This window comes from Flavobacterium piscisymbiosum (genome assembly GCF_020905295.1).
GTDB lineage: Bacteria > Bacteroidota > Bacteroidia > Flavobacteriales > Flavobacteriaceae > Flavobacterium > Flavobacterium piscisymbiosum.
Genome location: NZ_JAJJMM010000001.1, coordinates 5,868,365 through 5,893,894, shown reverse-complemented (window position 1 = coordinate 5,893,894; position 25,530 = coordinate 5,868,365). Strand labels below are relative to the sequence as shown.

22 protein-coding genes are annotated in these 25,530 nt (G+C 33.9%); 5 read left to right on the top strand and 17 right to left on the bottom strand.

Going from position 1 to position 25,530, the window contains the following annotated elements:
• Positions 1 to 58 precede the first annotated feature (58 nt).
• The 3 genes from LNP81_RS24790 to LNP81_RS24780 form a co-directional block, all read right to left on the bottom strand.
• On the bottom strand, positions 59 to 457 hold the full coding sequence (locus LNP81_RS24790; protein ID WP_230040011.1) for a helix-turn-helix domain-containing protein: 399 nt from the start codon (positions 455 to 457) through the stop codon (positions 59 to 61).
• A 264-nt stretch (positions 458 to 721) separates the two neighbouring features.
• Positions 722 to 2,050: an SWIM zinc finger family protein gene (locus LNP81_RS24785; RefSeq protein WP_230040009.1), complete on the bottom strand. Its 1,329-nt coding sequence runs from the start codon at positions 2,048 to 2,050 to the stop codon at positions 722 to 724.
• Positions 2,051 to 2,056: 6 nt separating this feature from the next.
• Positions 2,057 to 5,149, bottom strand: coding sequence for a DUF6493 family protein (locus tag LNP81_RS24780; RefSeq protein ID WP_230040007.1), 3,093 nt, complete (start codon positions 5,147 to 5,149; stop codon positions 2,057 to 2,059).
• Between the two features lie 1,100 nt (positions 5,150 to 6,249).
• Here LNP81_RS24780 and LNP81_RS24775 point away from each other — a divergent pair.
• Both LNP81_RS24775 and LNP81_RS24770 read left to right on the top strand, forming a co-directional pair.
• Positions 6,250 to 6,819: a hypothetical protein gene (locus tag LNP81_RS24775; protein WP_230040005.1), complete on the top strand. Its 570-nt coding sequence runs from the start codon at positions 6,250 to 6,252 to the stop codon at positions 6,817 to 6,819.
• Between the two features lie 96 nt (positions 6,820 to 6,915).
• Complete coding sequence (locus tag LNP81_RS24770; protein WP_230040004.1) at positions 6,916 to 7,494, top strand: hypothetical protein; 579 nt, start codon at positions 6,916 to 6,918, stop codon at positions 7,492 to 7,494.
• A gap of 81 nt (positions 7,495 to 7,575) precedes the next feature.
• Here the strand turns inward: LNP81_RS24770 and LNP81_RS24765 are convergent, their stop codons facing one another.
• The 14 genes from LNP81_RS24765 to LNP81_RS24700 all read right to left on the bottom strand — a co-directional run bounded on the left by LNP81_RS24765 (position 7,576) and on the right by LNP81_RS24700 (position 23,879).
• Positions 7,576 to 9,366: an AMP-dependent synthetase/ligase gene (locus tag LNP81_RS24765; RefSeq protein ID WP_230040003.1), complete on the bottom strand. Its 1,791-nt coding sequence runs from the start codon at positions 9,364 to 9,366 to the stop codon at positions 7,576 to 7,578.
• Between the two features lie 178 nt (positions 9,367 to 9,544).
• Entirely contained in the window at positions 9,545 to 9,976 is a 432-nt protein-coding gene (locus LNP81_RS24760) for a hypothetical protein (protein WP_230040002.1), read from the bottom strand.
• Positions 9,977 to 10,207: 231 nt separating this feature from the next.
• A complete protein-coding gene (locus LNP81_RS24755) occupies positions 10,208 to 10,651 on the bottom strand; it encodes a hypothetical protein (RefSeq protein WP_230040001.1) in 444 nt (147 codons plus the stop codon).
• A 1,017-nt stretch (positions 10,652 to 11,668) separates the two neighbouring features.
• Complete coding sequence (locus LNP81_RS24750) at positions 11,669 to 11,881, bottom strand: hypothetical protein (protein WP_230040000.1); 213 nt, start codon at positions 11,879 to 11,881, stop codon at positions 11,669 to 11,671.
• A gap of 196 nt (positions 11,882 to 12,077) precedes the next feature.
• Positions 12,078 to 12,320 (bottom strand): response regulator transcription factor, encoded by a 243-nt coding sequence (locus tag LNP81_RS24745; RefSeq protein ID WP_230039998.1) that lies wholly within the window; start codon positions 12,318 to 12,320, stop codon positions 12,078 to 12,080.
• 155 nt (positions 12,321 to 12,475) lie between these two features.
• A complete protein-coding gene (locus tag LNP81_RS24740) occupies positions 12,476 to 14,878 on the bottom strand; it encodes a TonB-dependent receptor domain-containing protein (protein ID WP_230039996.1) in 2,403 nt (800 codons plus the stop codon).
• Between the two features lie 109 nt (positions 14,879 to 14,987).
• Positions 14,988 to 15,704 (bottom strand): HoxN/HupN/NixA family nickel/cobalt transporter, encoded by a 717-nt coding sequence (locus LNP81_RS24735; RefSeq protein WP_230039994.1) that lies wholly within the window; start codon positions 15,702 to 15,704, stop codon positions 14,988 to 14,990.
• Positions 15,705 to 15,712: 8 nt separating this feature from the next.
• Positions 15,713 to 16,789 (bottom strand): hydrogenase formation protein HypD, encoded by a 1,077-nt coding sequence (gene hypD / locus LNP81_RS24730; protein ID WP_230039992.1) that lies wholly within the window; start codon positions 16,787 to 16,789, stop codon positions 15,713 to 15,715.
• 1 nt (position 16,790) lies between these two features.
• Positions 16,791 to 17,417, bottom strand: coding sequence for an FKBP-type peptidyl-prolyl cis-trans isomerase (locus LNP81_RS24725; protein ID WP_230039991.1), 627 nt, complete (start codon positions 17,415 to 17,417; stop codon positions 16,791 to 16,793).
• A 3-nt stretch (positions 17,418 to 17,420) separates the two neighbouring features.
• Complete coding sequence (hypF, locus tag LNP81_RS24720; protein ID WP_230039990.1) at positions 17,421 to 19,694, bottom strand: carbamoyltransferase HypF; 2,274 nt, start codon at positions 19,692 to 19,694, stop codon at positions 17,421 to 17,423.
• 4 nt (positions 19,695 to 19,698) lie between these two features.
• A complete protein-coding gene (locus tag LNP81_RS24715; RefSeq protein ID WP_230039989.1) occupies positions 19,699 to 20,214 on the bottom strand; it encodes a HyaD/HybD family hydrogenase maturation endopeptidase in 516 nt (171 codons plus the stop codon).
• Between the two features lie 15 nt (positions 20,215 to 20,229).
• Positions 20,230 to 20,988, bottom strand: coding sequence for a Ni/Fe-hydrogenase, b-type cytochrome subunit (gene cybH, locus LNP81_RS24710; protein ID WP_230039987.1), 759 nt, complete (start codon positions 20,986 to 20,988; stop codon positions 20,230 to 20,232).
• Between the two features lie 10 nt (positions 20,989 to 20,998).
• Positions 20,999 to 22,735, bottom strand: coding sequence for a nickel-dependent hydrogenase large subunit (locus tag LNP81_RS24705; protein WP_230039986.1), 1,737 nt, complete (start codon positions 22,733 to 22,735; stop codon positions 20,999 to 21,001).
• A gap of 16 nt (positions 22,736 to 22,751) precedes the next feature.
• Positions 22,752 to 23,879: a hydrogenase small subunit gene (locus LNP81_RS24700; protein ID WP_230039985.1), complete on the bottom strand. Its 1,128-nt coding sequence runs from the start codon at positions 23,877 to 23,879 to the stop codon at positions 22,752 to 22,754.
• Positions 23,880 to 24,064: 185 nt separating this feature from the next.
• Here LNP81_RS24700 and LNP81_RS24695 point away from each other — a divergent pair, with 185 nt between their 5' ends.
• The 3 genes from LNP81_RS24695 to LNP81_RS24685 are packed head-to-tail and all read left to right on the top strand — an operon-like array spanning position 24,065 to position 25,528.
• Positions 24,065 to 24,406, top strand: coding sequence for a hydrogenase maturation nickel metallochaperone HypA/HybF (locus tag LNP81_RS24695; RefSeq protein WP_230039984.1), 342 nt, complete (start codon positions 24,065 to 24,067; stop codon positions 24,404 to 24,406).
• 7 nt (positions 24,407 to 24,413) lie between these two features.
• Positions 24,414 to 25,289 (top strand): hydrogenase nickel incorporation protein HypB, encoded by an 876-nt coding sequence (gene hypB / locus LNP81_RS24690; protein WP_230039981.1) that lies wholly within the window; start codon positions 24,414 to 24,416, stop codon positions 25,287 to 25,289.
• A 2-nt stretch (positions 25,290 to 25,291) separates the two neighbouring features.
• Positions 25,292 to 25,528: a HypC/HybG/HupF family hydrogenase formation chaperone gene (locus LNP81_RS24685; protein WP_230039979.1), complete on the top strand. Its 237-nt coding sequence runs from the start codon at positions 25,292 to 25,294 to the stop codon at positions 25,526 to 25,528.
• Positions 25,529 to 25,530 lie beyond the last annotated feature (2 nt).

The following is a 25,530-nucleotide window of genomic DNA, read 5'->3' as shown; positions in this document are numbered from 1 at the left end:
AAAAGCGCGAACCTTAAAAGTTTGCGCTTTTCAATTATTATATAAAGAAAAAGAAATATTATTTCAATTTCATCAATTTTTCTAAATACTCAACCTTATCTTTTTCAGCCTGAACCAAACGTTCGTAAAGTTCGACAACTTTATCTAATGGATTAAAAGTAGCATTCATGCCTTGATTAAAACTATTTCCCTGACTTGAACTATTATCGTAAAAGTTATTAAAGAAATTAAAAACAGATTCTTCTGTAAAATTTTCAATAGCTTCTACCGTCACGCCAAGTGCTTTTGCAATTTGTACCAATTTTTCGAAATCAACAGTTTCACTGGTTTCAATGCCAGAAATAGTTTGCTGGCTAGTGCCAATAGCATCAGCAAGTGCTCCTTGTTTCATACCGCGAAGTTCTCTTATTCGGCTAATATTTCGGCCAATGTGTTTTGGTTTAGTTTCTGTGCTCATAATTCAAAGGTATTTAAAATTCTTTAAAAAAATACTCATCGGTAAAAAACAAGGTTGATTTGATAAAATACAATTTTCGTTGTTTTTGCACTTGTAAATATATGTTTTTTCTCACTTAAATTAAAATGGTGAATTTGAAATCAAAATAATGATCTAAAAAAATCCATACAAATCAGCGTTTTCGCGAAAGCGAATCCGTATAATCTGCGTATAAAATCGCCCCAATATCAGGGCGATTTTCCTTTATATATAAAAGTATAATTTCTAAGAAATCATCATCTTCACTCCCAAAATATGCTTGCAAATCCCTCTTTTGCCCTGATAAGCCGTAAACCAGTCACAGGTACATCTTTGCGAGTTATTGTCGATAATGACTTTGTGTACAACGCCGGAACCTTTTACTTTGGCTTCGATATAATCGGCTCTTCGTTCGACGATTTCGATGTCTTCGTTGGCTAATAGTTTCTTGGCATTTTTAAGTCTTGGGTTGAGCGATAAAATACGTTCGGTTTTAAAAGGGAGACGACGATAGAAATGTGCTTTTTCGCTTAAATCATAGCCCAATAATCCCATCGAGGATAAATTCGAAGTCAGATTGTCCATCGTGCCAAAATCGATATCATTTTCGATAGAAAGCATCGTTGGGTCAAAAGTTTCATTCGATTTTAATAAACTGTTCAGTCCGTAAACCCATTCTATAGGTAAGTTTTCGGTCATGGTTTCGAGTACATTTCCTTCGCCCGAAAATCCTCGGTACGAATCTGGAGAAAAAGCCATGAGAAGCTGCATCTTTCCAAATTCGGCCACAATTGCACAAGTTTGTTTGTCTGTCGATTCGTAAATGAAGATTTTGTCTACAATCGCCAGAATTCCTTCTAACAAGCGCAATCTTTGCACGCCGCCAATTCTGACACTATCGGCTGTAGCCAAAGTCGAAAACATAAATTTTCCGGCTCTTTTGGTAATAAAAAAATCACCTTTTACGGTTCCTTTTGGTAAACTCTGAAACAACTGAATCGTCTGAATTTTGTTCAGTTCAAACTTAATATCCATATCCGCCAGATACAACTGAACGCTCGTTAAACCTTTTATCCAGCGCATAGGTAAAGTCACTTTTTTCTCCGTTACTTTTGCTTTGCTGGTAATGACCTGAACATCCTGCTGACCCACGGCAAGCGTTACTTTTTCGTTTTTCTGAATCGCATTTAAAGCATTTAGCATCGGATCATTAAAATCGACATTCGTAGTTCCGTTGGCGATAAATTCTCCGTCGATCGCTTCAGGTTTCATATCCAGTCGTACATAAACACCGTTGCAAGACGAAAAACCTTCAAAACGCAATCGCTCAGATCCTGCCGAAACAATAGGATCACGCAAACTTGGCGGAATGGGACCAAAACTGGAACGAACCACTTTGGCAATCGTAGTCCAGCATTTTGCAGTGACATATGGATCTGTCAGACTTCCCCAGAAAAAACACGGAATGTTATTGACTTCCTCAATTTCGGTTTGATGCGCCAGAACGAGATTGTTGATGCCTTTGGTTTTACTGTAAGTCGAAATTCCTTTATAATTATATTCGAGATCTGTCATTTTTCTTTATTTTAAAATTTGCTTAATCAATGATTTAAGCGATGCATTATCTTTCCATTTTTCGAAGAAAACAATGGCTTCCGTAGATGGTTTCTGATTGGTTTTCGTTAAAATATCCAGATAATTTTCTATTATTTTCTTGAAGTTGGTTGGCAATTTATCTTTTAAATCCAGATTGGCAAAGAAAGAATTCAGCAACTTCAATAAAGCATTATTATGCAAAGGAGAAACATCTTTTATGGCAATTAATCCGTCGACTAATCTTAAAAATACGCCATATTTTTCGGTTGCGAGATACGCTATTTTCTGAGCAAAAAGTTCGATATCTATAGTTTGTTTTTCGATAAGATGAATCAAAACTTCTGAAGCCATTAATCGTAAATCTTTCTTTTCCTGAAAGAAACAGCAGGCATATAAAAGCAGGCTAATATCTGAGAATCTAAACTCCGGTCTGTTGATAACGTCCAGAAAACCTTTTAATTCCGGTTTTGCTCCATCGGCAATATTACAATTGTGCAATAAAGTCAACGCGAGAGCATCTGAGTTTTGCGGTGTAATACTGTGCCAGAAATAGGTGTTTCCGGCATAATTGATATTATAATCCCAAGTGTTTGATCTCTTGTAAATATCCTGGCTATAAAGCAAATAATTGGGGATCTTAGAATAATTAGGCAAATCAAATCCTAGTTCGTACCAGGATGGTGTTCGTTCTTTTTCTTTGGTTTGATAATTCGTCCATTCGTTCCATTTTTCCTTAAACTCGACCTTAGGTTTAAAAGGAGATACCACAAACGGAATCTCTTTTAGATACGTATTCTCAAATTCGGGGAAAGTATCGTTAGGATAAAATGTTCGTGCTGCAACGGCCCAAAGCGATAGGTTTCCGGTTTCTTTGGTCGTTTTTCCCATTGTTGCCAATAGTTTCGAGAACAGAGAAGTATCGTCTAATTCGACTTTCTCGTTTACGCCCAGACAAAAGGATAATAAGGGTTTGAGTTCACCTTCGATCTTATCCAATAACGGAATGGCTTCTGCAACATTTTCTCTTGGCATACGGGCAATTGCAATAGCCAGATCGACAGCATCAATTTCTTCTTTTGTATTTTGATAGGCAATAACCCTTTCTAATAAAACCTTTGGAGCAACCCAATACGGTTTATGACTCGGGAAAGAGAGCAGGGGCAAAGTAGAATTTGAATCTATTTTTTGCTGTACTTTTTCCATTAAAGGCTGCATTAACAAAGTGGTAATAATCTTTGAATAATGATTGACTTTGCTATTGAATTTATTATCTATGTTGGCGATTTTAGATTGTAAAAATGCCTTCACGAAATTTTTGTGAGTGGCTTCAAAATAATGTTTCTGCAATTGCTTTTCATAAGGCTGCAATTGCGCGCTATAATCTGCCGGAAACAAATCACGTTGCGAGATATAAATGTTCAGTAGAATTTCTGAATCAACCGTTTCTTCTGAATTGATGAAATTTCCAAACTGAAAAACGACATCGTTCCAATCCTTTGGCAACTGAACTTCTTCTGTAAGCAATAATTCTCGATGAGGTTCGAATGTATATTCTTCATGAGCAGCATCATCAACAACCAGAGCATCTTCGTCTAAAAACTGGGTTAACCCTGATTTGATATTTCCCTGCATCAGCGTTACGTATGAGGATAATTTCTCTTTTAGCACTTTATCTTTTACGTTCGCAATTTTGGTAATAATTTTGGTAGCACGTTCCTGCAAAGCCAGATCAGCAATCACATAAACATCGGCAATAATGGATGATATAGCGGTGCTTAGTTTTGGGTTTGATTTATTTATTTTCTCGAGAATTGGCAAAACGTTTTTAATAGCTGCTTTGCAATCACTGCGCATCATAAGCGGTTCAAGCCATTCGAGAAATGATTTGGTTTTGAATTTTGGATGATCGTAAATTTTCTTAATCAGTTCAATTCCGTAACTCGTTATAGGCGGATACGGATTGTGTAGAAAAGAGAATATGTTTTCCTGGTAAAGAATAAGTTCATCGGCAGTAACATTAAATTCTTCTATTCTTTTTCTAAAGAACGATTTCAGGTTATTGTTCCATTCTTTGGTTTGAATCTGGATGGCATTTTCGATAAAAAACGCACGTTCCATCTTTTTCTCCTCTAATAAGGATTTATAAATAACAGCCCAGGTCTGGAATTCATCATGTTTTTGTTTGTCATTTTCCCTAAAGAAACTGTTGTGCAGAATCGTTTCATAATTAAACAATTCCGGAATATCCCTTTTCCAGGTTAGTTGATCATTTAATGAATTATTAATGAACCTTCTGGTCTTCATTTTGGCACGCCACTCATTTGTTGCGGCAAGTGTCAAAGCGTATAATTCAGGATTAAATGCTAATAAATGCTGCTCTTCGAGTTGGCGCAGCGTATGATAATTAAATCCCACCCAATCTTGCCTTTTTACTTTGTCTAAAATAAAAGTATCAAGCCAATTGGGTTTTGCCCATAATAAAACCTCCATCACCTGAGGTTTTTCATCAATTTCGTTCAGCAAGCTCAAAGCTTCATCCCAGGAATTGATATCTGCTTTATCAAATAAGGCGATTGCACTTAGGGTAATAATATCACTTTGTTTTTTATCGCCGCGGGTTCCCCAGCCATAATCGTGTTTGTCTTTTTTTACATAACCTGGATCTTTGGTAAGATCAGTATAGGTCATAAAATAGCGTTTACTTTTCTTGATGAGCTTTTTTAGAGCTTCAATATTCCCCTTTGATTTTTCTTTCAGGAAAGGCAATAGTAAATCTATATTTTTAGATTTTACAATTGCGTCGTATTCTTCCAGAACTTCATCAGATTTTGCGCTTTTTGCGGTTTTAGGTTTTGAAGTCAAAGCAACATCACCAGTTTCTGAATATCCTTTTTTTACTTTTTCGGCCAGTATTTTTTCTGCTGATTTCAGACATTCTTCGTCTGTAGAAAATGATTTGGTTTGAGAAGTTCCCGATGTTCCGTTTTTGCCGTAAGTCACAGTATATTCTAATCCTGTAACTTCAATTTGCCAAAACTTATCAGAATTTCCGTCTATGTATTTTAAATATTTTTTCATGGTATTTTTAAGACTGAATTTGATAAAAAATAATGTGTGCGTATATTCTCAAAAATATAAAATTATTAAGGTTTATAGGCTTTTTTAAGGGAAAATTTAGGTTAAAATTGATCGCTGTCTTATAAATATTTCAGTGCGAATACTATGCAAATGTTAAAATATATTGTACATTTGGTCCTGAAATGGAAACAAAACACATATATATCAATCTGTCAGTAAGACAATATAGTGATCGTTTAGCCGGATTTATCTCGGCTGAAGGTTCAGGATGTAATATGTATTTTAATGAATTGAAGTGTAAATTGTAGTTACAAACTCAACATAAATATATAAAAGCGTCCTTTTTGGGGCGCTTTTTTTGTTTTTGCACACTGAGAGAAGTCGAAATACGACACTTTTCCGACAGGGTCGGGATCGTTCAGGATGATAATTTATATTGCTTAGTAGGATAGAAAATGATAAAAAATAACTTTTAACTAAAAAAAATTAAAATAATAATAGATGAAATGTTACATGATACGACTAATTAAGGAATTATACTCTTGAAAAGTAATTTGATGATAGACAGTCAATTGATAAAAATAAGAATCTGCACAAGTATGCGGACAGCCATTTCTATGTTTTTTTATTGGTTTAACTAATTGATAATCAGTAAAATAAATATTAAAAATGTTTTGGATAATTGATCTTTTCAACTATATCTTTGTCGAAGAAATTTGAAGATAGAATTTCACAACAATGATTTAAAAATACAACAACAAATAAGATGGATTTTAAATATAACTCATATAGCGTAGCATTACAAGCCCCAGGATTCGTTTCTGGATGTTTTACAATACAGGTGCATGAATGGCAGTAGGATAGATATGTCTTACCCAATCTCATGAAGCACCTTTAATCGGGTGCTTTTTTTATGCCTAAAAAGTAAAGTTTTGCCACGAAGGCGCTAAGGCACAAAGATTTTTTTATAAAGAATTGAATTAAAGATCTGGCGTTTTTGCGAGAAGCAGACAAAATAGTGAAGAGTAAAAAAACTTAGTGTCTTTGAGCCTTCGCGGCAAGTAAAAAAATCAAAGGGTCACTTTAAATAAAAATATAAAATGAAAAAGATAAGTACATTATTTGCTAAAGATGAAAAGAATTTGGCAAGAGTAATAAATAAGATCAATGCCGAAAATGCATGGGTAACAAATGGCGAGGCTATTGCGACAAGAAAATTTGACGGAACAGCTGCGGCGATTATTAACGGAGAGTTATTCAAACGATTTGATGTTAAAAAAGGACGTTCAATTCCGGCGAATGCAATTGCATGTCAGGAAGCGGATTTAATTACAGGGCATCATCCGCATTGGGTAAAATGTGATCGGTCAAAATCTGAGGATAAATTTTTCTTTGAAGGTTTTGATAATCTGGAAATTAAAACAGACGGAACATTCGAATTATGCGGACCTAAAGTACAGGGGAATCCCGAAAATTTAGAAAAGCATACGCTGATTAAACACAGGTGTGAAGTGTTTGAATTTTCAAGTTTTGAGTTTAATGACTTGGAAAAATTCTTATCAGAAAATGATATAGAAGGAATTGTATTTCACCATAATTCAGATGGCAGAATGTGTAAACTAAGAAAATCTGATTTTGGAATGAAGCGTTTACAATTAGAGAAGATTTAGAATAGTAAAACAGCAAAGAAAAAAATAAGCTTAGTGTCTTTGAGCCTTAGTGGCAAAATTTCCTAAGATAATTAATAAAATAAAAAAATATATACCATGAACAACAATACATTAGATAGATACAAAAAAGCGATTAGAAAAAAATACGAGATAGAAAAAGAAGGCGAGTACTTTGATTATTTGTACAGTCCGTCTCGTGGAAAACTACGTGATTTCTGTTGGCTTATTTTCGAGAATGGAGTAACTCAGGATGACTTAAATGTTTTTAGAAATTTATTTTCTATAGATTTTGATTACACGAAAAAGAAGAAATTTAAGGATCAAAAAGACAAGTTCAGACCTATTGAAACCTTCTTGAAAGGAGAAACAGATCCGTCGAATATTGATGCAATAAATCTGGCTGCGATTATGGTTGATTTTCAACCGCGTCCTTTTAAAAACTTTAATAAAGTGTGTAGAATGGAAGATGCAATACAAGTTGAAAACAGCTACAATGCTAAAGCAGTTGTTGAAGCAGAGAAAAAGATCAGAAAAAGAACCGCTTTTGCAGAAAATGAAAAGTCAGGAGAATATTCTGGGAAAAAACGTCTTTTTTCAAATTTCGCCACTCTGTTCTCTAAAAGAGGAGATCAGAAGAGCTATCCGGAAAAAACAATCCGTTTCTCGAGTGGTTAGATACTCATTTGCCAATTGAAGGAAATCTTCGCGAAATAAAAAACGGCTGTCTTGTGAGACAGCCGTTTTCGTTTGGTTATATTATTTTGATTGTGAATTCTGACCATATATTTTAGCGTAAAGATCTTTGTAGATCTCTTTAATAATTTTACGCTTTAATTTTAATGTTGGAGTCAATTGTCCGCCATCGATAGACCAAACATCAGGAGTAAGCTCAAAACGTTTGATTTTTTCCCAGTGACCAAATTTCTCATTGATTTTCTCTACTTCTTCATCAATACGTTTAATCACATCAGCATTTGCGCTGATTTCTGCGTCAGTAGTTCCTAAAGTTACTTTATGCAGTCTTGCCCATTCTTTTACAAATTCAAAATTAGGCTGAATAAAAGCAGCAGGCATTTTCTCTCCGTCACCAATCACCATGATTTGCTCAATAAAACGAGATTGTTTCATTGCATTTTCAATCAACTGAGGGGCAATATATTTTCCTCCTGAAGTTTTGAACATTTCTTTTTTACGGTCTGTAATTTTAAGGAAACCTTCGCTGTCAATCTCACCAATATCTCCTGTATGAAAATATCCGTCTTGTAACGCTTCGGCAGTTTTTTCAGGATCTTTAAAATAACCTAACATTACATTGGGTCCTTTACAAAGAATTTCTCCGTCCTGAGCAATTTTTACTTCAACGTTGCGAATTACTTTACCAACCGTTCCAATCTTGAAACCTTTGTTTCTTTGATCGTTTACAGCAATTACGGGAGAAGTTTCAGATAAACCGTAACCTTCCATAACCGGAATTTCGGCAGCGGCAAAAACTCTCGTTAAACGTGGCTGTAAAGCAGCACTTCCGGAAACCATTAATTCAAGATTTCCTCCCAAACCTTCTTTCCATTTACTAAAGATAAGTTTGCGGGCAATTTTTAACTGAAATTCATACCAGAAACCATTAGCTCCGTAAGGCTCATATTTTAAACCTAAATCGATAGCCCAGAAAAATAATTTTTTCTTGATACCGGTTAGTTCACCACCTTTGGCATAAATTTTATCGTATACTTTTTCTAAAAGTCTTGGTACGGCTGTAATCACCGTAGGACGAACTTCTTTTAAGTTATCACTAATTTTATCAATCGATTCTCCAAAATAAACCGATACACCATAAAATTGATAGATATATAAAATCATTCTTTCAAAAATATGGCAAATAGGCAAGAAGCTCAAAGCAGTACTTTTTCCCGGATCAAACGGAATCCTTGGCGCACTGTCTAAAACGTTCGATACAATATTTTGGTGCGAAAGCATTACACCTTTAGGTCTTCCTGTTGTTCCTGAAGTATAAATAATTGTAGCGAGATCATCGGTCTTAATACTATCTTTTCGGGCTTCAACTTCGCTCTGATTGCTTTCGTCTTCACCAAGAGCCAATAACTCAGTCCAGTGTTTACATCCTGCAATTTCATTAAACGAGTAAACCTCTTTTAATGTGGGTACATTTGCTTTTATCGCATTTACTTTGTTAAGTACTTCTTCATCAGATACAAAACAGTAAATACTTCCGCTGTGATTTAATATATATTCGTAATCTTCTTCGGCAATTGTGGGATAGATCGGAACGTTTTGCGCACCGGTTTGCAAAATACCAATATCCATGATATTCCATTCGGTACGATTGTTCGAAGTTATCAGGGCAATTTTATCATCTTTCTGAATGCCCAAACGTAATAATGCTCTCGAAATAGCATTAGCTTTTGCAATATATTCCTGGCTAGATGTTTTTTCCCAGACTCCATTTTTTTTGGTTGCTAAGGCAACCGGAAGGTTATAAGTTTCTTGTTGATAATAGGGAAAATCAAAAAGGCGTGTGATTGAAACCATGTTTAATATATTGAATTTTACCGCAAATTAAATAAAAATTAGGTATGATTTTTAATTTTATAAGAATTTATGGGAAAAATTATAGGTATAATAGAAAATCTACGAAAACGTTTTCTTTTTTGTAGTAATTTTTTGAAATAACGAGAAATGTTTATTTTCGTTATGATTTTCGATCCTATTATTGAACATTATAATCTACATATTCTTTTACTCTTTCTCCCATTAAAAACATTTTTTTCTTGGCAAAATGAATCGAAAATTGAGAATATATCCAGGCATCACTATCATTTGTTCTGTACCAAAAGGTATACGATGCACTATTGAAACCCTCTTTAAAAACAGGAATTCCTTCATCTGTACATTCTATTCCCCAGTTGATTTTGCTTTTGCTTAAATCATCTGCCTGAATAAATCCGGTACCGTCAGGATTTAAAACTGTACTGGGTGCTTTTTGTCCTGTAGGGATATAAGTTCCCGGAACAGGATAACCAATTGTAGTGGTAATATAATGATCACGACCATTGTACGTAATTTGATCTACATGAACCTGAGCATGAGATTGTGCAGCAACAAAAAATAACGTAATAAGTAATAAATGTAAAGATTTCATTCTATGTAGGTTTAATTGTTTTTGGATGGCAAAAAAAATCAGTGGCATAATTTTTTTGGCGAATATACTTCAAATTTCTATAGAAAAATGATCAAAAACAGATATGAATGAGTTTATTTAGTATTTTGTTTTATTATAAAAAAGACGTTGAATAAATAATGATTTCCTGGTAAATAACAAATCGTTTGATTTGTAAAGAATCAAACGATTTAGTTGTAAATTCATAAAACATTAATTTTTAATTTTCCCTATTCCTATAGAAAATCTATATCCAAATTGTAATTGATAAAAAGCTTCATTATTATCTTTTTCTGAATTATTAAATGTTTTAAATCTTAAAAAGATTGCTTGCTGTTTAGTCTCACCTGGAAAAAAATATACTTCTGCCTTATTTTGAAAAACTAAAAATGATTGAGGATTAATAATTCCGTCAATTTCATTGAAGCTTTTGGAATTATAATTTGTTAATTCAGCTGAATAAGTGAATCCGAAATTATTGTAACGCTTAAACTCGAGTGAAATTCCTCCGCCAATACCAAGAGATTTATAATTTACTACAGTGCTGTCTGGAGTCATGATATCTGAAATTAGATATCTTGTTGCTCCATAAAAATTGATATCAAAAGGAAATTCTTTTCTTATCTTAAAAGAGAGGACATTAATATTTAACCCCATTTGAAGATATGATTTCTCTATTATTTCAAGGGAGTTTGTGATGCTTCTAGTATTGGGTTCTACTTCATTTAATGTTAGGTATCTAACGTCTTTATCAAGACGTGAAAAGTTAACAAAAGGAGATATTTTTTTAAAAATATATACAGAGCTGTTAGGTAAATTAAGAGGTGCAATATAAAAATCAGCTTTTCCTTCTAATTGTATAATTCCATTTGGACTATCTGTAAAAAGACCAAGAAAGTCAGTATAGGTTCTTAGTTCTACAATATTTTGTAGTGACGTATCTTGATTGACTTTGTAAATTATCGGATTGTTTATGTTTTCTTGAATATTATCTTTTTTGGTAGGAAAGGTTAGAGTCAGATCTTCGGGAATATAATTTTCACCGGGATTTGGAATGTAAAGAAGAACATCGGATAGTGTAATGTAATTATTTTCATCAATACCTGTATTAAGTGCTTCGTTTTTATTGTTTGAACTTGCCGTTTTAAATTGAATACGGGTTTTAGGGCCTATTGTTGAAAGTATTAATAAATTTATTGGTATTCTATTTTCAAAAAGTAATTCATTATTTTTTTCATCCAGAACAATTAACTTTAAATCGCATATACTTCCTTCTTTTAGATGAATCTTGATTTCTTTAAAGAAAGCCTTTTTTTCATCCTTGGTTTTATAATTATAAATTGTAAGTACTTGCTTGTCCTGAGGAATTTTAAAATCTCCAAGATATGTTTTACTTTCCGCAGAGAAAGAATTGTCTAATATGGTTTTTGCAATTTTATTGCCAAAAAGCCCTTCATCTTCGGGAATAATTTTGTTTTCGCCAAAATAGAGATAATTCTTAGTTTCTGAACTTACTGATTGAACATCGTTGTTTTCAATCTTGTAATCAATTTTGGCTATCTGATATATATCTTCTTGTTTGTTTTTTTTACTTAAAAGAATATTATTGTAGCTAAGGTATAGTTTATAAATTGAATCTAATTCAGTTCTATATTTTGTGGTTTTTTTAAGTTGTTATGTTATTTTCGGTACAATGCTTTCTTTCTGATTATTTAAAAGTTCTTTACTTAGTTCCTCCAGTTTTGTTTTCTCTTCTTTATATAGATTATTAATTTTTGCAAAATCAGCAGATAATTGTTCTAAGGACTTCTTATCTGGATCTGTAATTTGTGCCCAGCTAAATGCAGCAAAACTGAGAAACACGATTAATAGTAGTAGTTTTTTCATAATTGATTTGTTTTTGGATTTGTATTTAAGGTCTATTTATAGATTTTGTCCAGAAAAAATTATAACAATTAAGCGAAATAAAAATATTAACATTTCTATCTGGTAATCGTAATTTCTATCAAAAAATATTTACAAATTTAACATTTGTTTAAGACTGTGAAATACTCCAAAAGATGTATTTATCAAAAATGAAGAATTATATTAAACCCTGAAGAACAGTTTGTTTGATAAGCTGCGCAGTGTTTTTGCAATTTGATTTTGCCAGGATATTATTGCGATGTTTTTTTACTGTAAGGGCACTAATAAAGAGTTTTTGCCCTATTTCGGTATTGTTTAAGCCATCTCCAATATATTTAATTATATCAATTTCCCTTTTAGTGAATTGATTTAAATAGTGAGATTTTTGTTTTTCAATATAGTTTTGATTCTTAGAATCCATACAAAGTTATGTTTGGGGATTCTAAAAGTACTAAAAAAAAGCGTTTAAATTAACACGTAAAAACACCTGTTTTTAGCTATTTTTTAAATGTATATTTTTATACTTTAACATTTTTCAAAAGGTTAATTATTATGGTCATCAAGCATATAGAAATATTACTCTGTCGAAAACTGATTTTCCAATAGTTTTTCTTTAAAATCAGATTTAAAACTATAAGCAAAAGTAACCATCAAAGCGCGGGTATCTGATTTTGAGGTTCGATTATTGCTAAAAAGATAAGTGTTGTTTTTATAACCACTTTCTAAAGTGTTGAACATATCCGTAACCACCAATCCTAAGCGGGCATTTCCTTTGCCTAATTTTTGCTGAAATCCCATATCAACATTGTAAACCGGAATTCTTTTTCCTTGCGGAGTTGCCAATGCCGAATTATAATTGCCTATAATCTGAAGTTTTCCGCCTTTCCAGGGAATAAAATTATTAATGATTTTTCCGTACCAGCTAAAAGCACTATTCACCACATCCTGAGCTAAATTTGAAGCATTTATCTTTTGCTGAAAAGCTGTAATACTGATATTGGCATCATAAAATCCGACTGGTTTTAAACTGAAAATAGTTTCCAAACCATAAGTTATAGTACTTCCAATATTTCTGGGTTGAAGTAAAATCACACCATTATCCTTTAGTTCTGCATATTGTCTTATGGCATCTGTGGCGTTTCTGTAAAAAGCATTGGTAGAAAACGAGTATTTCGACCATTCTTTATTGTAGCTCATTTCGGCAATATGAATAATTTCAGGTTTCAAATACGGATTTCCACCATGAGGATTCAAAGCATCTGTAATATCTACGAAAGGGTTTAAATCATCTAAATCCGGGCGATTGATACGTTTGCTGTAACCCATTTTTACAAATTCGTCTGACGCTAAATTCATTTGCAATGACGCTGATGGAAAAAGTTTTAAATAATCATTGCTAAAGTGATCGCTATTATTTTGTGTTGCTCCGGTGTTTGAAACATTTTCGGCGCGTAAACCTAAATTATACTTCCATTTTGGATTTTCTTTATCGCCTATATACGAATTTAGCATTCCGTATACAGCGTTGATTTGTTCGTTATATTTAAAAGAATTACTTGCCAGCGGATCTATAATATAGTGACCATTGTTCATATCTGCACTTTGAAAATCAGAATTAAAAAATCGGAATGTTCCTTTGTAACCTGTTTCAATAATTGATTTTTCAGCAACCGGAATTGCATAATTTACAATGGCGTTCGATATGTTTTCATGCTCATAATTATGTGTTCTTTGTAAAGATGCATCACCAATCAGAGCATTATAGTGATCATAATTATTAGTGTCAATATCTGTATTTTCTTTATGTTTATTAAAAGAAGAAGTAATACTTGCATTCAGGCTTTTTCGATCATCAGCAAATTTTCTGTCGTAACTAAATGCCAGTTCACCTACTTTTGAACGTTCTAGTTCTAATGAATGTCTAATATTATTAGAAAAAAACTGATTTGCACTTGTATTTACCTGACTATGCAAAGTCTCATCATTATCCTGACTTTCTATATTTCCTAAAGCTTCAAATGAAAAGCTGTTTCGTTCGTTGGGCGAAAAATCAATATTCAATTTTAAATTCTGTAATCCTTCCGTTCTTTCGTCGTTTCTATTTTGATAAATAAAATGTTCATCATCAATAAAATTATTGGTTCTTTCGCCTTTTATTTTCTTGGTTCTTCCTGCAAAACGATTGTCATATCCCAAACCAAGATTCCATTTTTCTGATTTCTGATTCAAAAGCACAGAACTGTTCAGTCTTCCTTTCGCACCAAATCCGCCGCCTAAAACTACAGCACCATTAATACCGCTCTGATTGTTTTTTTTGAGTTTAATATTGATAATCCCACTTTCGGCATTTGCATCATATTTAGCCGTGGGATTACTAATAACCTCAATGCTTTCAATACTGCTGGCAGCAATCTGGTCCATATTGGTAATAGCCGAATTTTTTCCGTTAATTAAAATCATCGGAGATTTCCCTCTCAGTGTTATTCCTCCGTCAGCATCAACAGCAACTGTTGGAATACTTTTTAGCATATCTGTAGCGGTTCCTCCGGATTGCGAAATGTTCGAAACAGCATTAAAAACAAAACCTTCGTCAGTTTTCTGAATTTGTTTTTTCTGAGAATTCACCACAACTGCATTCAATAAATTGGTGTCGCTTTGTAAAGTAATGGTTCCGATAGAAATTGGGGATCCGGAAAATTTTATTTTTTGTTTGAAAGTTTTAAAACCTATTAATTTCAATTGTAATTGATAATCACCAGAAGGAATATTCTCTAAAACAAAATTTCCCGAGATATCTGTAACGGCATAATTTGCCACTTTGGTAGAATCTATTGTATTTTTTAAAATAACATCGACAAATTCTACAGCTAGTTTCCCGTCAGAAACAGTTCCTTTTATAGAAGAGTTTTGACCAAAAGAAAATTGACTTAATGTAAATAAGAGAATTAAAAGCGATAGATTTTGTCTGCATTTTTTCATGAGACAAAGATATTTATCGCATTAAATACAGCTTCTTAAAGTGCCTTAAGATATCATTAAATTAGTCTTAGAACCTTTTTAAATTTAGGGTAGAATATAGTTTTAAGCTTTAAAATAAATTGGTGAAGATGATTTTAAATCCAAAAATAATACAAATAGCAGAAGAAATGATAATTAGCACATTTTGTAGTTTCTGAGATTTAAGAATGCTCTTGGTAAACGGAATACTAAATAATCCGGATGCAATAAACATACCCAGAATAGATCCCACACCAAAAACCAAAATATACATCAAACCTTCCAGAGGTGTTTTCATTTGCGAAATAACCAGAATAACTAAAGATCCGCTTCCGGCCAGACCGTGAACCAAACCTACACCAAAAGCAGCTTTGTAATTTTTGGACAGATCATAATGCTGATGCTGAAAAGAGGCGATAGGATGTGAGTGAGAATACGTATGAGCATGCATGTGTGAATGTGTAACTCCATTGCTATGAGTATGCTCGTGACTATGGTAATAAGTATGCGAATGTCGTTTTTTATATAATAATTTGAACAAACGAATAGTTCCTAAAACAATTAACATCAAACCTACTACCGCTTCAAGATAACTAAAAATGTTTTCGCTGATCGAAATCTTAAAACCAATCATAATAATGCCAACCATAAAAATAGTTGAGGTATGCCCAATTCCCCAAAATATGCCATCTTTTAGCGCATCTTTAATCTTACTTCTGTTAGTAACCAGATTGTTTACAGCTAGTAGATGATCTGCTTCAAAGGCATGTTCGAGTCCGGCATAAACCGTAATTAAAAATCCGATCATTTTGAGTTTTATTGATAGTTAAAGTAAGCAGCACAAGCACCTTCAGAAGAAACCATTGGCGCGCCAAGAGGATTAGAAGGTTTGCATTTTTTACCGAATTCAGGACATTGATTTGGTTTCTTATTTCCCGTTAAAATCTGACCCGCAATGCAATGTTCGTCTGTTTTTTCAGTGCTTGTTTTTATGGTAAACTTTACATTGGCATCATACATTTTATAGGCTTCTCTTAAAACGAGTCCGCTGTTTTCTATTGCTCCAATACCTCTCCATTCCTGATTTCCTATGGTAAAAATAGTATCCACAACCTCTTTGGCCTTGATGTTTCCTTCTTCTTTTACCAAACGCGTATATTGATTTTCGACCTCATATTTTCCTTGTTCTAATTGTAGAACGGCATGATAAATGGCCTGAACCATATCGGCAGGTTCAAATCCCGAAACTACAATTGGGATCTTGTATTTTTCTGCAATTGGGTAATATTCTTCAAGTCCTACGATGGTACAAACATGACCTGCTCCTAAAAAAGCATTAATGGTACAAAACTCATCAGATAAAATAGCTTCCATCGCTGGCGGAACTAAAACATGAGAAACTAATAAACTAAAATTCGTCAAACTCAATTTTTGCGCATGCATTACTGCCAAAGCATTGCTCGGGGCAGTAGTTTCAAAACCAACGGCAAAAAAAACAACTTCACGATCCGGATTTTTCGCAGCAATATTTACAGCTTCGAGAGGAGAGTATAAAATACGTAATTCTCCGCCTTCGGCTTTGGCTTGCAATAAGCTTTTTGATGATCCCGGAACTCTGATCATATCTCCAAACGAACACATGATAACGCCCTGATGCATCAATTCAATTGCTTTATTGATTAATGAAATAGGAGTGACGCAAACCGGACAGCCCGGGCCATGAATCATTCTGATATTTTCAGGCAGCAAATCCAGTAATCCGTTTTTGACTAATGAATGGGTTTGCCCACCGCAAATTTCCATGATATTCCATGGTTTTGTCGTTATCTTATGAATTTCATTTATATAATGTTTGACCAATTCGGGATTTCGATATTCAGAGAGATATTTCATTTTAAACTATATTTAAAAGTTCAATGATGAAAACTAAAGTCGAATTGGGCTGAATCATTGGTGGTGCTCCAATATGACCGTAAGCTAAATCATGCGGAATATAAATTTTCCAGCGGGAACCTTCAGGCATCAGTTGTAAAGCTTCCTGCCATCCTTTTAAAGTTTGTAAAACGCGCATTTTTTGCGGGCCTGTTTCTTTAGTAGAATCAAAAACATCTTTATTCAGTAAATAGCCTTCATAAATGACATCAATAGTATTTGTGATTTTAGGAATTTCTCCTCTTCCTACTACCAAAACTTCATATTGTAAACTACTCGCAAGTCTGACAATACCTTCTTTTTTTGCATTTTTTTCTAAAAAAGCTTTTCCAATCTCCGCATTTTTTACTTTTAATTCTTCCTGTAAAAGTGCTACGTAATTATTAAAAATTTCAATAGAACGTTTGGGCGAAATTTTCTCAGCAGATTTCTCAAAAACAGATTTCATTCCGTCTATATAATCTTCATACCTAATTTCATCAAAACCAATATCTTTAAGACTTAAAGCCATAACAACTCCCGCCGAATACGAAATTTTGTCTTTTTCTTCTGTTTTACCAATGTGCCCTAATAATTCAAGAATATCCATAGCTTATTTTTTTAAATTTAAATAATGATTGAGTTGTCCAAAAGAGATATTTTCGTCGTTTGGTGAAAGCGTTTCGTGAAAATGCAATTTGTATTTTGGTTTAAGATGGTCAATTATTAAATCTATCAGTACTGAGTTTTGAAAAACACCGCCACTAAAAGCTATTTCTTTAGATTTTGAAAAACAGGCTATTTTTTCGATACATTTCACTAAAGTAAAATGAAAGTTTAAAGCGATTATTTCTAAATCTTTATTATTCTGAACCTCTTTGGCAACTTGTAGCAGGAGTTTTTTTGCAGGTATTAAATCAGTTATTTTTTCATCTTTTAAATAATCCTTTAATTTTAATTCTGATTTATTAAAAGCCTGCTGGGCTAAATTTTCTAAATACATTCCAGCTTCTGCTTCAAATAAAATTGAATTTTTAAATCCTAATGTAAAGGCAACAGCATCAATTAATCTCCCCATTGAAGATGTTTTTATAGAGCTGTTTTTGATGTGTTTAGAGTAAATTTTCAATTCATTATTATTAAAAAAAGATTGAAAGTAACTATTGTTTTTACTAATAGAAAGTGCGGCCATTTTAGGATTTTTAGCCATTTGATCGCCTAAAATCCAGGGAAAATATTCCAGATGTCCAATTCGGGTTATAGTATTATGATCGTATTCAAAGAATTCGCCGCCAAATATTTCTGTATCACTTCCAAATCCGGAACCATCCCAAACCACACCTAATATTTTAGATTTTTTCCAAAGCTTTTTTTCGCTTAAAATAGCAGCAAAATGCGCTTCATGATGTTGTACTTTTACGGTTGCGACAGTTGTATCTTTGTTTACAAATGCCGATATTACTTTATTATTTTCATAATTAGGATGTTGATCGCAAACCACTTTTTTGGGAGAAAAATCAAAGAAATACTCGTAATTTTTTATTTTCTTTTCAAATCTATTGTAAGTATCAAAATTCAGTAAATCACCAATATACTCACTCATATAAACCTGATTATTGGCAGTAATAGTGATCGTATTTTTTAAAGTCGCGCCCAAACAAAGTAATTGTTCTAAATTGTTTTCTAAAAAAGAAAAATCAATATTTGGAGCAAAGCCCCTTGCATGACGAAGAATAATTTTTTGTTTATTTTTTCGTGAAAACTTAATTACAGAATCATCTTGAGAATTTTGAATTTCAAGATCATGATGCAAATAATAATCGGCGATAGGATTTAATGTTTTTACGGCCTCATTTTCATCTGAAAAAATCGATGATCCGTTAAAATTTCCGCTAGTCGCTATTAAAGGTTTCTGAAACAAATTAGAAATTAAATGTAATATTCCTGAATTGGGCAACATGGCTCCGATGGTTTTCATGCCAGGAGCTATTTGATCTATCGCTAAATCAATCTGTTTTTTTAAGGTTAAAATAACAATGGGTGCCTGAGTAGATTTAAGTAAATTCTTCTCTGTTTTATGACAAAATAAATAATTTTCAATTTGTTTTGCATCAGGAAACAGAACTGCAAAAGGTTTTGTCAAACGTTTTTTTCTGTTTCGCAATTCCTGAACAGCTTCTGGATTAGTCGCATCACAAAGCAGCAAATACCCCGAAGTATTTTTTACAGCAATGATTTTTCCTTCGCTTAATTTTTCGGAGATGTTTTCGAAAATTTCTTTATTCGAACCTGAAATAATGGTTCCTGTATTATCTGTAAATGAAACCTGAATGCCACAATCAGGGCAGGAGTTAGTTTGTGAGTGAAAACGTCTGTCTGCAGGATTGTTGTATTCTTCAAGACAGGAATCGCACATTTTAAACTCATGCATACTGGTGTTTTCTCTTTCGAAAGGAAATTTTTCAGCAATGGCATATCGTGGTCCACAGCATGTACAACTTATAAAAGGATAGTAAAACCGACAGTTTTCAGGATCTAAAATTTCTTCTTTGCAATTTTTACATATCGCAAAATCAGGAGTTAAAGGCGAATTAATAGAGATATTTTTCTCGGTTGGTTTTATAAAAAAGGAATCAAATCTTTCCTGAATTACAATTTCAGAAATTTGAATATCATTTATTTTTGCATTTTTTGGATGTTTTCTTTTTATTTTATTTAAAAAATCAGTTGCGGTTTTTTCATTTTCCTGCAGTACTATAATTACCCCAAATTCATTATTAGAAACATAACCTTTTAAATTTATTTTAATTGCCAAATTGTATACAAAAGGCCGAAAACCAACGCCTTGTACACTACCTGAAATTATTATTTGAAATGAAGGTTTCAAGGAACTAAGTATTAATTTTAAAATTTTCTATTTGTTGGATAATCTGTGCTGTCACTTTTTCTATTGCGGCATCTACCTTTGGAGAAAGCTTCATAGACATCGGTTCCATTTTTAGAATGGTGATCGTGTATAAATAAATTTCCGGCATCGTATCCAGCATCGATAAGATTTCGACCATATCTTTTAGGCCAAAATTATGTCCGCTTAGCGAAATAGGGAAATCATCAGAAAAACGAGGTTTCAAGAGTGTAATTGTTCCTTCTTCCTTACCATCCATCGTGGCATCAACAATAATTACTTTTTTATGATTTTCGATATAGGGTATTAGGGTAAAACCACCTGTTCCGCCATCAATAAAAGAGGTGTCTTCAGGAAATAAGGTTTTATCGAGTCTGTTTATAAAATGTACGCCAACACCTTCATCACCCATCAAATAATTACCAATTCCCAATACTAAAACTTCATTTCCATCAGAATGAAAAGCATCTAGTTTTCTTGTAATAATTTCTTCTTGCATCATTTTTTTATTTTTATTTTAAACTGAATCTTTATTTGCTATTGCTGTTGTAACAGATTCTTTTGTTTCATCATCTTTATCTTTTTTAATTCTTTCGGTTCGAACAAATTTATAACCGCTTACCATAGCAGATGTTTCGCCCAAACCTTCGAGCCAGTCATGGAAGAATACCAAATAGATATGAACAATGGCAAACAAAATAAAAGTCCATGTGGTGAAATGATGAATGGTTCTCACATTAAAATCTCCTCCAACCAAATTGGTCACCCAACCAAACATTTTAGGAAAAAACCAGGTCGAAGTAGGAGCATACATGGCAAATCCTGTCCCAATCATAATAAGTCCCATAACGAACATTACTAAATAGGAGGCTGCCGCTACGCTATTATGACCTACAGCGCCGGAAGGAGAACCGTTGGTATGTTCGTTTTGTAAAAAAATATCAAATTTAATAACGTGCCACATCCTTTTGAAACCTTCTTTTTTGAATGGAAAAAAGACGCGCCAATTGGCATATTTATTTCCTTTAAAAGCAAAATAAACTCTCAAAATCATCACGGCTACCAAAAGATAAGCGCACATAAAATGAATTTCACGAATGTATCCAAACCAAAACTGACCTGTTGCTTCTTTGGTAGAAATAATTCCCGGCGGATTACCAATAATAAATCCTGTTATAACCAATCCTGTGATCGCCCAGGCATTTACCCAATGAAAAATTCGAATAGGTAATTGCCAGATATAAGCTCTTTTATAGTCATTAGTTTTTGTAGACATGCTGGAGAATTTAAATAGTGCAAATAGAAATGTCGTTTACTTCTTTAATGATATCGCCTTTCTCATCGTATAAATGCACTGCGCAAGCAATACACGGATCAAATGAATGTATGGTTCTGATAATTTCTAATGGTAATTCCGGATTCGCGACTGGTGTTTTTAGTAAACTGCTTTCATAAGGAGATCTTTGTCCTTTCGGATCTCTTGGAGAAGCATTCCATGTCGAAGGAACTACTTGTTGATAGTTCGCTACTTTGGCATCTTTTATCACGATCCAATGGCTTAAAGCTCCTCTTGGTGCTTCCACAAGACCAACACCTTGTGATTCTTTTGGCCAGGTTGAGGTTTCCCATTTTTCTGTATTGGCCATTTTGGTATCTCCTTTTTTAATGTTTTCAATTAGATTATCGAAAAATTCAAGGTTCCAATTCGCAACCAATTGCGATTCCAGAGCTCTTGCAGCTGTTCTTCCTAAGGTTGAGAATAAAGCTCCTGCAGGAACTTGTAACTTAGATAAAGCTGCATCAATTATTTCTTTGAATTCTTCTCTCCCTGATGCATATCCTACGAGCATTCTTGCCAGCGGGCCAACTTCCATAGCATGACCTTTCCATCTTGGTGTTTTGATAAAACTGTATTTTTCATCCACATTCAAATGCGTATAAGGCGGTTTTGGTCCTGTATAGTTTATTTTAGTTTCTCCGCTCCACGGATGCTTTCCTGCATTTCCATCTCCTTCATAATCGTACCATGAATTGTTCACATATTCTTCTACGGTTTTTAAATCTCTTAGATCTAAATCATGAACTTTTGTTAAATCTTTATTCAAAATTACCCCCGACGGAAATTTGAAAGTATTCATGTTGGTATTATTATAACCCTGTGTTGGGAAATCACCAAAAGTCATAAAATTATGAAAACCTCCAATGGCGCCCCAATCTTTATAATAACTTGCAATAGTAAGAACATCCGGAATATAAACCTGTTCTACAAAACGTTTTCCTTCTTCCAGAAGTTGTCTTACATGGGCCAAACGTTCAGCATTTAATCCGCTTGCGTCATCCAGGTTTATAGAGCACGCCATTCCGCCAACCAAAAAGTTAGGATGCGGATTTTTACCTCCAAAAATTGCATGAACTTTTACGATTTCTTTTTGCCATTCCAGCGCTTCCAGATAATGAGCCGTAGCCATTAAGTTCGCTTCGGGCGGCAATTTCATTTGTGGATGTCCCCAATAACCATTGGCAAAAATTCCTAATTGACCACTGGCTACAAATTTTTTCAATCTTTTCTGTAAGTCTGAAAAGTAACCTGGTGAACTTTTTGGCCAGTTCGAGATCGATTGTGCCAATTGAGACGTTTTTACAGGATCTGCATTTAAACCGCTTATAACATCAACCCAGTCAAAAGCATGTAAATGATAAAAATGAACTACGTGATCGTGCAGGTACAAAGCACCCAACATAATATTTCTAACAATTTCAGCATTTGGCGGAACAACAATTCCCAATGCATCTTCTACAGCTCTAATAGATGCTGTAGCGTGAGTCGAAGTACAAACGCCACAAGTTCTTTGCACAAAAGCCCAAACATCTTTAGGATTCCTGTCTTTTACAATGTTTTCTAAACCTCTCACCATCGTCGAGGATAAAAAAGCTTCTTGTATCGTACCATCTGAGATTTCTACTTCGGCTCTTAAATGTCCTTCTATTCTGGTAATTGGGTCAACAACTATTCTCTCTGCCATCTTGTTTTTTTATAGATTATAAATCTTCTAAATGTTTTTCGTTTTCAGTTCCCTGGCTTATTCTGTGGTTGAGTTCGTCTTTTTTAGATATATTCGAAAGAACAGCATGCACTCCAATACCTGCAGCAACTCCGCCAAGAGCGATTTTACCCAAAGTATCTGCATTTGCTTCGATATTACCCGGACTTATCGAAGAATCTCTGGAATAAAAACTTCCTGCATCCCAAAAATCATTGGCACTACAGCCAATACAGCCATGTCCGGACTGAATAGGATAACTTACACCGCCATTCCATTTCATGTTACCACAGGCATTATAAGTACTTGGCCCTTTACAGCCTACTTTATACAAACAATATCCTTTTTTGGCATTTTCATCATCGAAGTTTTCTGCGAATAATCCCGCATCAAAATAAGGTCTGCGGTAACAGCTGTCATGAACTCTTTTAGAATAAAAAGCTTTAGGACGACCGGCACTGTCTAATTCAGGGAATTTTCCGAAAGCGACGATATGCACAATAATTCCAGCCATAACTTCGCCAATTGGCGGACAGCCCGGAACATTTATAATAGGTTTATCAGTAATAATTTTATGAATTGGCACTGCACCTGTAGGATTTGGTTTCGCAGCCTGTATACAACCAGATGTAGCACAGCTTCCCCAAGCGATAATAGCTTTGGCTCCTGCCGCTGATTCTTTAAGAATTTCTATAGCACTTCTTCCACCAATACAGCAATAATTTCCATCGGCACCCATTGGTATAGAACCTTCAACACAAAGAATGTATTCTCCTTTGTATTTGTCCATTGTAGCTTTTTTAGCGGCTTCGGCCTGGTGACCGGAAGCTGCCATAAGAGTCAAAGTATAATCTAATGAGATTTTGTCTAAAATAATATCCGCAACAATAGGATGATCAGAACGTATAAAGGATTCGCTACAACAAGTACATTCCTGAAAATGTTCCCAAATAACAGGCAGTCGGGGAGTATTCTCTAAAGCTTTAGTAATTTGACCAATTGCGGAACTCTGAACCCCCATGTAGGCGCCTATGTAAGCAACAAATTTTAAAAAATCCCTCCTGTTATAACCTTGTCTTTCGATACTGTTATAATAGGTTTCATAGACTTTGTTTTTATCCTCCATACTCGTTGTATTTTTAAGAATGCTTTAAGTTATTTTGAAAAATGATGTAGAAAAAAGAATTGCATTTTTTTATGAATAGGATTCAAAACTATTTAAATAATAGGGATATAAATGTGATAATTGTCAGTTTTTACTTTATTTGTTGAAAGTAATTTGCATGATTAATTGTTTTGAGATAAATAGATATGCACGAGCTTTCTGTAGTTACTTCAATTGTGAAAATTGTTCAACAAGAAGTACATAAAATCAACGGCAAAAAAGCCCTGGAACTTTATTTAGAAATTGGAAAATTATCCGGAGTAGAAATGGATTCCTTTTATTTTATCTGGCCACAATGTATAAACGGAACCGTTTTAAGTGATACAAAATTATTTATCGAAGAGCCTGTAGGAAAAGCCAGATGTGCAGAATGCGAAACTGAATTTTATATTGATAAAAGTTTCGACAGCTGCCCCAATTGCGATAGTCCTTTTAAAGAAATTATTGCAGGCAAAGAATTAAAAATCAAAAAAATAATCATTAAATAAAATAGTTATGTGTACCACTTGCGGCTGCAGTTCTGATGAAAACGAAATAAGATTTACCAAAATAGGGGATACTAAACATTCCCACTCTCATTCAGGGCATTGCCATCATCACGATCACGATCATCATAATCATGAAGATCATCACCATGAGCACCATCACGATCATAATCACGACCATGATGACCACGATCATCAACATAGCCATAATCACTCTCACAGTCATTCTCACGAAATAAATATCATACAGCTCGAGAAAGATATCTTGTATAAAAATCAGTTAACAGCAGAAAGAAACAGAGGTTTTTTTGAGGCTTTGAATATTTTCTCTGTCAATTTAGTGAGTTCACCCGGTTCGGGAAAAACTTCTTTGTTAGAACGAACCATTGCAGATTTGAAAGATAAAATCGCTTTTTCAGTAATCGAAGGCGATCAGCAAACAACAAATGACGCTGACAGAATTCATAAATTAAATGTTCCTGTAATCCAGATTAATACCGGAAAAGGATGTCATCTGGACAGCGAAATGATTGCGAGAGCAGTAAAAGAACTTAAACCTGTTTCTGATTCTGTTTTAATGATCGAAAATGTGGGGAATTTGGTTTGTCCTGCCATGTTTGATTTAGGCGAATTAAAACGAATTGTGATCATCTCAGTTACTGAAGGTGAAGATAAACCACTTAAATATCCGGATATGTTCTCGGGATCTCAAATTTGTATTATCAACAAAATTGACTTGCTGCCGTACTTGAAATTTGATTTACAAAAACTAAAAGAGTACGCGAAAAAAGTAAATCCGCATTTGACCTTTTTTGAAGTTTCTGCAACTTCGGGGGAAGGTTTACAAGCCTGGTACGATTATTTGGCACAATCTATAAAACAATAATTATGTGTTTAGCAATTCCCGGAAGACTTGAAAAAGTGACAATAGAATTGGATGAAACTTTCAGAATTGGAAATGTTTCTTTTGAAGGTATTATAAAAGAAGTCAATTTGGCGCTGGTTCCTGAGGCTAAAGTTGGCGATTATCTTTTGGTTCACGTAGGTGCAGCCATTGGGATCATTGACGAAGATGAAGCCAAAAAGACTATGGAGGTTTTAAAACAAATGGGCGAGGAAATTTAATT

Excerpts from the sequence above, each read along its gene's own strand:
- hypD (WP_230039992.1), bottom strand. The coding sequence starts at position 16,789 with ATGAAATATCTCTCTGAATATCGAAATCCCGAATTGGTCAAACATTAT.
- LNP81_RS24735 (WP_230039994.1), bottom strand. The coding sequence starts at position 15,704 with ATGATCGGATTTTTAATTACGGTTTATGCCGGACTCGAACATGCCTTT.
- LNP81_RS24695 (WP_230039984.1), top strand. The coding sequence starts at position 24,065 with ATGCACGAGCTTTCTGTAGTTACTTCAATTGTGAAAATTGTTCAACAA.
- LNP81_RS24785 (WP_230040009.1), bottom strand. The coding sequence starts at position 2,050 with ATGACAGATCTCGAATATAATTATAAAGGAATTTCGACTTACAGTAAA.
- LNP81_RS24715 (WP_230039989.1), bottom strand. The coding sequence starts at position 20,214 with ATGATGCAAGAAGAAATTATTACAAGAAAACTAGATGCTTTTCATTCT.
- LNP81_RS24790 (WP_230040011.1), bottom strand. The coding sequence starts at position 457 with ATGAGCACAGAAACTAAACCAAAACACATTGGCCGAAATATTAGCCGA.
- LNP81_RS24705 (WP_230039986.1), bottom strand. The coding sequence starts at position 22,735 with ATGGCAGAGAGAATAGTTGTTGACCCAATTACCAGAATAGAAGGACAT.
- LNP81_RS24775 (WP_230040005.1), top strand. The coding sequence starts at position 6,250 with ATGAAAAAGATAAGTACATTATTTGCTAAAGATGAAAAGAATTTGGCA.
- LNP81_RS24765 (WP_230040003.1), bottom strand. The coding sequence starts at position 9,366 with ATGGTTTCAATCACACGCCTTTTTGATTTTCCCTATTATCAACAAGAA.
- LNP81_RS24685 (WP_230039979.1), top strand. The coding sequence starts at position 25,292 with ATGTGTTTAGCAATTCCCGGAAGACTTGAAAAAGTGACAATAGAATTG.
- hypB (WP_230039981.1), top strand. The coding sequence starts at position 24,414 with ATGTGTACCACTTGCGGCTGCAGTTCTGATGAAAACGAAATAAGATTT.
- LNP81_RS24725 (WP_230039991.1), bottom strand. The coding sequence starts at position 17,417 with ATGGATATTCTTGAATTATTAGGGCACATTGGTAAAACAGAAGAAAAA.
- LNP81_RS24770 (WP_230040004.1), top strand. The coding sequence starts at position 6,916 with ATGAACAACAATACATTAGATAGATACAAAAAAGCGATTAGAAAAAAA.
- LNP81_RS24700 (WP_230039985.1), bottom strand. The coding sequence starts at position 23,879 with ATGGAGGATAAAAACAAAGTCTATGAAACCTATTATAACAGTATCGAA.
- LNP81_RS24760 (WP_230040002.1), bottom strand. The coding sequence starts at position 9,976 with ATGAAATCTTTACATTTATTACTTATTACGTTATTTTTTGTTGCTGCA.
- LNP81_RS24750 (WP_230040000.1), bottom strand. The coding sequence starts at position 11,881 with ATGAAAAAACTACTACTATTAATCGTGTTTCTCAGTTTTGCTGCATTT.
- cybH (WP_230039987.1), bottom strand. The coding sequence starts at position 20,988 with ATGTCTACAAAAACTAATGACTATAAAAGAGCTTATATCTGGCAATTA.
- LNP81_RS24745 (WP_230039998.1), bottom strand. The coding sequence starts at position 12,320 with ATGGATTCTAAGAATCAAAACTATATTGAAAAACAAAAATCTCACTAT.
- LNP81_RS24755 (WP_230040001.1), bottom strand. The coding sequence starts at position 10,651 with ATGGGGTTAAATATTAATGTCCTCTCTTTTAAGATAAGAAAAGAATTT.
- LNP81_RS24740 (WP_230039996.1), bottom strand. The coding sequence starts at position 14,878 with ATGAAAAAATGCAGACAAAATCTATCGCTTTTAATTCTCTTATTTACA.
- LNP81_RS24780 (WP_230040007.1), bottom strand. The coding sequence starts at position 5,149 with ATGAAAAAATATTTAAAATACATAGACGGAAATTCTGATAAGTTTTGG.